The sequence below is a fragment of the Actinomadura sp. KC216 genome (genome assembly GCF_004348535.1).
Taxonomy (GTDB): Bacteria; Actinomycetota; Actinomycetes; order Streptosporangiales; family Streptosporangiaceae; genus Spirillospora.
Genome location: NZ_SMJX01000403.1, coordinates 1 through 6,679 on the forward strand (window position 1 = coordinate 1; position 6,679 = coordinate 6,679).

At 71.7% G+C, this 6,679-nt stretch carries 5 protein-coding genes; 1 reads left to right on the plus strand and 4 read right to left on the minus strand.

Features of this window, described 5'->3' with window-relative positions; all coding sequences use genetic code 11:
- The 4 genes from E1264_RS38395 to guaB all read right to left on the minus strand — a co-directional run.
- A partial coding sequence (locus E1264_RS38395; RefSeq protein ID WP_132181792.1) for a dihydrofolate reductase family protein occupies window positions 1-512 on the minus strand: 512 nt, incomplete at its 3' end.
- A gap of 76 nt (window positions 513-588) precedes the next feature.
- Window positions 589-2,322 (minus strand): glycerol-3-phosphate dehydrogenase/oxidase, encoded by a 1,734-nt coding sequence (locus E1264_RS38400; protein ID WP_132181794.1) that lies wholly within the window; start codon window positions 2,320-2,322, stop codon window positions 589-591.
- A 112-nt stretch (window positions 2,323-2,434) separates the two neighbouring features.
- Window positions 2,435-3,550, minus strand: a complete 1,116-nt coding sequence (locus tag E1264_RS38405; RefSeq protein ID WP_132181800.1) for a GuaB3 family IMP dehydrogenase-related protein — start codon at window positions 3,548-3,550, stop codon at window positions 2,435-2,437.
- 749 nt (window positions 3,551-4,299) lie between these two features.
- Complete coding sequence (gene guaB, locus E1264_RS38410) at window positions 4,300-5,793, minus strand: IMP dehydrogenase (protein ID WP_132181796.1); 1,494 nt, start codon at window positions 5,791-5,793, stop codon at window positions 4,300-4,302.
- Window positions 5,794-6,033: 240 nt separating this feature from the next.
- Here guaB and E1264_RS38415 point away from each other — a divergent pair, with 240 nt between their 5' ends.
- The gene (locus E1264_RS38415; protein WP_132181798.1) at window positions 6,034-6,423 is read left to right on the plus strand and encodes a DUF5319 domain-containing protein; all 390 of its coding nucleotides are present in this window, start codon (window positions 6,034-6,036) and stop codon (window positions 6,421-6,423) included.
- Window positions 6,424-6,679: the final 256 nt, after the last annotated feature.

A 6,679-nucleotide genomic window follows, 5' to 3' on the forward strand; every position in this document is an offset into this window, starting at 1 on the left:
GGGCGGGTTGCTGTTCGGGTCAGGGGGACTCTGGAGTTCAGGTCGCCGAAGAGGGGGCGGCCGGAGCCCAGGGCTACTGGCTGGATGCATAGGCGGTATTCGTCCACCAGGGCTAGGCGTGCAAAGGTCTGGGCCAGTCGTGCGCCGCCGAAGAGGACCATGTCCGGGCCGGGGCGGGTCTTCAGGCGGGACACCTGGGCGGCCAGGTCCGCGTCGCCGGTGACGGGGACGATGCGTGCGTTGTTCCAACGCAGGGGCTCCGGTGTGCGGGAGAAGACGAGCTTGGGCATGGCGTTGATGCGGTTCGCGTACTCGTCTGTGGCGGTGGGCCAGTACCGGACCATCTCCTCGTAGACGCCGCGGCCGATCAGGGCGGTGTCGATCGTGTCGAGTTGGTCCAGGGCCTCGGCCTGCCCTTCCTCGTCTGGGGAGATCATCCAGTCGAGGTCGCCGTCCGGGCCGGCGATGAACCCGTCCACGCTGGTCATCATGTAGAGCACCACGCGTCTCATCTCGTCCTCCTCGTTGAAGTTCTGTCACAGGGACAGAGACCCTGGAGGGGCGAGAATCATCGGTGCGGTGGGCGGGCTAGGCGGTGGGGACGATGTCGGGGGCGCCTCGGCGGTGGGCGTCGGCTTCCTGGTCGTCTTCCTGGGTCTGGGAGGCGCGTTCGGCCTCCACGCGCTTGCGGTAGTACTCGATCTCGCGGTCGCGCTGCTTCTTGGACCAGCCGAGGACGGGCGCGAGGAGGTCGGCGGCCTCCTGGGCGGCGCCGACGCCGCGGTCCCAGGTCTCGATGGAGATGCGGGTGCGGCGGGCCAGGACGTCGTTCAGGTGGCGGGCGCCCTCGTGGCTGGCGGCGTAGACGATCTCGGCGCGGAGGTAGTCGTCGGCGCCGGCGAGGGGCTTGGCGAGGTCGGGCTTCTCGGAGATGAGTTCGAGGAGGTCGTCCAGGAGCGTTCCGTAGCGGCGCAGGAGGTGCTCGATGCGGGCGACGTGGACGCCGGAGCGGGCGGCGAGGCGGTGGCGGGCGTTCCACATGGCCTGGAAGCCGTCGCCGCCGACGAGCGGGATGCGGTCGGTGCAGGACTCGGGGATCTTCCCGTCGAGGCCGTGCGCGACGGCGTCGATGGCGTCCTTCGCCATGACGCGGTAGGTGGTGTACTTGCCGCCCGCGACGAGGACGAGCCCCGGCACGGGATGCGCGACGACGTGTTCGCGGGAGAGTTTCGAGGTCTCCTCGGTCTCGCCGGTGAGGAGGGGGCGCAGGCCCGCGTAGACGCCCTCGACGTCGTCGTGGGTGAGGGGCGTCGTCAGGACGGTGTTGACGTGGTCCAGGACGTAGTCGATGTCGGCCTTGGACGCGGCGGGGTGGGCCTTGTCGAGGTCCCAGGCGGTGTCGGTGGTGCCGATGATCCAGTGGCGGCCCCACGGGATCACGAAAAGGACCGACTTCTCGGTGCGGAGGAGGATGCCGGTCGCGGAGTGGATGCGGTCCTTCGGGACGACGAGGTGGATGCCCTTCGAGGACTTGACGTGGATCTGGCCGCGGCCGCCGACGAGTTCCTGGATGTCGTCCGTCCAGACGCCGGTGGCGTTCACGACCTGCTTCGCGCGGACCTCGCTGGTCGTGTTGCCCTCAAGGTCGCGGATGCGCAGGCCGGTGACGCGCTCGCCCTCGCGCAGGAAACCGATGCACTGGGTGCGGGACGCGATCTGCGCGCCGTACTCGGCGGCGGTGCGGAGCGCCATCATCACGAAGCGGGCGTCGTCGACCTGGGCGTCCCAGAGCTGGATCGCTCCGACGAAGGAGTCCTTGCGGAGGGACGGGGCGAGCCGCAGCGCGCCGCGCCGCGTCAGGTGCCGGTGGTGCGGGACGCCGCGGGTGCTGCCCATCTGGAACGCGAGCGCGTCGTACAGCGCCACCCCGGCGCCGAAGTACCCGCGCTCCCACACGCGGTGCGTGGTGGGCAGGAGGAACGGGACGGGCCGCACCAGGTGCGGGGCGATCTGCTGGAGGAGGAGCCCGCGTTCGGTGAGGGCCTCGCGGACGAGGTCGAAGTTGTACTGCTCCAGGTAGCGGAGCCCGCCGTGGATCAGCTTGGACGAGCGGGAGGACGTCCCCGACGCGAAGTCCCGCGCCTCGACCACCGCGACGGACAGGCCCCGGGTGGCCGCGTCGAGCGCCGCGCCCGCGCCGACGATGCCGCCGCCCACGACGACCACGTCGAACTCCTCGCGCGCCATGCGATCGAGCGCCGCCGCCCGTTCGGCCGGGCCCAGCCGGGAGCTGCCCAGGCCCGTCACAGGTGATCCCGTCATCGCGATTCCCCCCAGAGCGGTTCGGTTTCCGAGCGTTACCTACCCCAGAGTAGGGACGGGTCCACCCCGGAAACGGCCGATTCCGCGTGGGCTCGGTCTCAGCCTGATCTCGTCAGTCGGTGGAGCGCCGGGGGGCCACGACTACCTGGACGCGCTGGAACTCCTTCAGCTCCGTGTAGCCGGACGTCGCCATGGCGCGGCGCAGGGCGCCGATCAGGTTCATCGAGCCGTCCGCGACATGGGACGGGCCGTGCAGGATCTGCTCCATCGTGCCGATCGTCCCGAGTTCGAGGCGGGTGCCGCGCGGGACGTCGCCGTGGTGGGCCTCGCTCCCCCAGTGGTAGCCGCGTCCCGGCGCCTCGGTGGACCGGGCGAACGGCGAGCCGACCATCACGGCGTCGGAGCCGCACGCGAACGCCTTCGCGATGTCGCCGCTGTTGACCATGCCGCCGTCCGCGATCACGTGGACGTAGCGTCCGCCGGACTCGTCCATGTAGTCGCGGCGGGCGGCGGCCACGTCCGCCACGGCCGTGGCCATCGGGACGGCGACGCCGAGGACGGTCCGCGTGGTGTGACCGGAGCCGCCGCCGAACCCGACGAGAACACCGGCGGCGCCCGTGCGCATGAGGTGCAGCGCGGCGGTGTAGGTGGAGCAGCCGCCGACGATGACGGGGACGTCCAGGTCGTAGATGAACTGCTTGAGGTTCAGCGGCTCGGCGCGTCCCGACACGTGCTCGGCGGACACGGTCGTGCCGCGGATCACGAACAGGTCGACGCCCGCGTCGATGACGGCCTTGTGGAACTGCGCGGTGCGCTGCGGTGACAGCCGCGCCGCCACCGTCACGCCGGCCTCGCGGATCTCCTCGATCCGGCGGCCGATCAGTTCCTCCTTGATCGGCTCGGAGTAGATCTCCTGGAGCCGCTGGGTGGCGCGCACGTCGTCCAGCGAGGCGATCTCGGCGAGGAGCGGCTCGGGGTTCTCGTAGCGCGTCCACAGGCCCTCGAGGTCGAGGACGGCGAGGCCGCCGAGCCGCCCGACCGCGATCGCTATGGCGGGGCTGACCACGCTGTCCATCGGCGCGATGACCAGCGGCATCTCGAACCGGTAGGCGTCGATCTGCCAGGCGACGCTGACCTCCTCGGGATCGCGCGTCCGGCGGGACGGCACGATGCCGATGTCGTCGAAGGCGTACGCCCGGCGGCCGCTCTTGCCCCGGCCGATCTCCACCTCAGCAGCCACTGCGCCCCTCTTCCTCACCCCGGCGCCGTGCCGGTCCTCGTCCTGCTCGGTGTCCCCGCTCCTGCCCGGCGTTCCCGCCGACCGCGGGAACAAGCCCCGGATGAGCTTACGTCAGCACCCGCCACAACCGGCACGCCACCAGACCCGACAGGCACCCGCCGCTCAGGCCAGGGCCGCACCGCCGCACGACAGTCTCGGGAACGCACGCCCGGCAGAACGGCACGATGCCGAAGGCTGGGCCCCGACGCCGCACAACCGTCCTCGGGAACGCGCGCGCCCGGCAGGACCGCACGAAGCCGAGAGCCGGGCCCGACGCCGCACAACCATCCTTGGGAACGCGCGTCCGGCGGGACGGCACGATGCCGAGGACTGGGGTCCGACGCCGCACGAGGATGCCCGGGAACGCACGCCCGGCAGAACGGCACGAAGCAGAGGACCGGGGCCCGACGCCACGACGATCCCCGGGAACGCACGCCCAGCGGGACCGCACGAAGCCGAGAGCCGGGGCCCGACGCCGCACAACCATCCTTGGGAACGCGCGTCCGGCGGGACGGCACGATGCCGAGGGCCGGGGCGCGGCGCTGCGCGACGGCGCGGCCCGCAGAGACGCCCTATGGCAGGACGGCTCATGGCTGGGTGGCAGCGCCCAAGCGGCGTGGGTGACGGCTGCTGGGGACGGGTGCGGGGGCGCGCGGGCCCTGGTGGTGGTGCCGTGTGGACGGCAGGCGTGGGCGGGGTCAGCGGCCCTGGTAGTTGGGGGCCTCTACCGTCATCTGGATGTCGTGGGGGTGGCTCTCGCGGAGGCCGGCGGAGCTGATGCGCATGAGCTGGCCGCGTTCCTGGAGTTCGGGGATCGTGCGGGTGCCCGCGTACCACATCGACTGCTGGAGGCCGCCGACGAGCTGGTGCGCGACGTTGGCGAGCGGGCCGCGGTAGGGCACCTGGCCCTCGACGCCCTCGGGGATCAGTTTCTCCTCGGCGTTGACGTCGGCCTGCGCGTAGCGGTCCTTGGAGAAGGAGCCGCCGCGCTCCCGGTTGCGCATGGCGCCGAGCGAGCCCATGCCGCGGTACGACTTGTACTGCTTGCCGTGGACGAAGATCAGCTCGCCGGGCGATTCCTCGACGCCCGCGAGGAGCGAGCCGAGCATGACCGTGTCGGCGCCGGCGACGATCGCCTTGGCGATGTCGCCGGAGTACTGCAGGCCGCCGTCGCCGATCACCGGGACACCGGCCTCGCGGGCGGCGCGGGCCGCCTCGGAGATCGCGGTGAGCTGCGGGACGCCGACGCCCGCGACGATGCGGGTGGTGCAGATCGAACCCGGTCCGACGCCGACCTTGACCGCGTCGGCGCCCGCGTCCACCAGGACCTTCGCGCCCGCGTAGGTCGCGATGTTGCCGCCGACGACCTCGACGTCCGCGTTCGACTTGATCGCGGCGATCGTGTCGGCGACGCCCTTGGAGTGGCCGTGCGCCGTGTCCACGATGATCACGTCGGTGCCGGCGTCGATGAGGGCCTGCGCGCGGCGGATCGCGTCGGCGCCGACGCCGACGGCCGCGGCGACGAGGAGCCGCCCGTCGGCGTCCTTGGTGGAGTCGGGGTACTTCTCGCTCTTGGTGAAGTCCTTGGTGGTGATCAGGCCCTTGAGGCGGCCGTCGGCGTCCACCAGCGGGAGCTTCTCCACCTTGTTGCCCGCCAGCAGCCGGAACGCCTCCTCGCGCGTCACGTCCACCGGCGCCGTGACCAGCGGCATCGGTGTCATGACCTCGCGCACCGGACGGGACGGGTCGGACTCGAAGCGCATGTCCCGGTTCGTCACGATGCCGACCAGCACGCCCCGGACGTCGGTGACCGGCACGCCCGAGATCCGGTAGCGGGCGCAGAGTTCCTCGACGTCGGCGAGCGTCGCGTCCGGCAGGCAGGTCACCGGGTTGGTGATCATCCCCGCCTCGGAGCGCTTGACCCGATCGGCCTCCTCCGCCTGTTCCTCGATCGACATGTTCCGGTGCAGGACGCCGATGCCGCCCTGCCGCGCCATCGCGACCGCCGTGCGGGCCTCGGTCACCGTGTCCATCGCCGCCGACACGAGCGGGATGCGCAGCGTGATCCGGCGGGTCAGCCGGGTCGTGGTGTCGGCCTCGCCGGGCTGCAGATCGGAGTAGCCCGGCAGCAGGAGCACGTCGTCGAAGGTAAGGCCCTGCGGGAGGAACTTCTCGGGCTCGGCGGGGTTCATGACTACCTTCCCGTAAGAGGTGGCGGCATCGGGCCAGGTCACGGCGACCTGTACCCATGGTAGGGCGTGAACCCGCGGCCGGACGGGCTTTGCCGGGGGCGGCCACGTGGCCTTGATGACATCTCGCAACAAGGGCGGCGGCCCAGCACATTCCCGCTCGCGCGCACGCCCCGTGATCGTCCGCGCACGGAGAGGGCAGGGGGGTGCACCACTTCGGGCGCGTGGCAGTAGCGTGGGTATGTGCACGACGACGCTCCGCTCGACCCGTTCGCGGGAGACCCGGAGGACCCGGCGGCGGCGCTCGGCGACCCGGGCGACGACACCGCTCCGCTCAGCGTGACGGAGCGGGAGGACGTGCTGGCCGACCTCGCCGATCTGGAGGTCTTCCGCGCCCTGCTGGAACCGCTCGGCGTGCGCGGGCTCACGGTCGACTGCGGCGACTGCGGCAAGCTCCACTACATCGACTGGGATCTGCTGCACGGCAACCTGCGCCACCTGCTCGACGAGGGCCTGCCGCGCGTCCACGAGCCCGCCCTGGCCCCCGATCCCGTCGACTACGTGAGCTGGGAGTACGCCCGCGGCTACGTCGACGGCGTGATCGACAGCGAAGAGGGCCGCGACGAGAACTGACCCCGGTCGCCAGGTGGTTCTCGCCGCTCTGGCCACGGTGTGAGCGAGCGCGAGTTCGGGTCTTGCAGTGCCCCGCTCAGGCCCGCGGACGGGCTGTGTGCGGGTGGACGGTCCTGTTCCAGGGCCGTCCTAGTCGGTGTCGGGGCTCGGGGTGTTCTGGGGCTCTTCCGCGGGTTTTTGCGGGCGTTCCTGGAGTTCGTCCAGGTAGCGGCGGGTGCCGTCGTCCGGCGTGGGCGGGGACTCGGCTGCCGCGGGC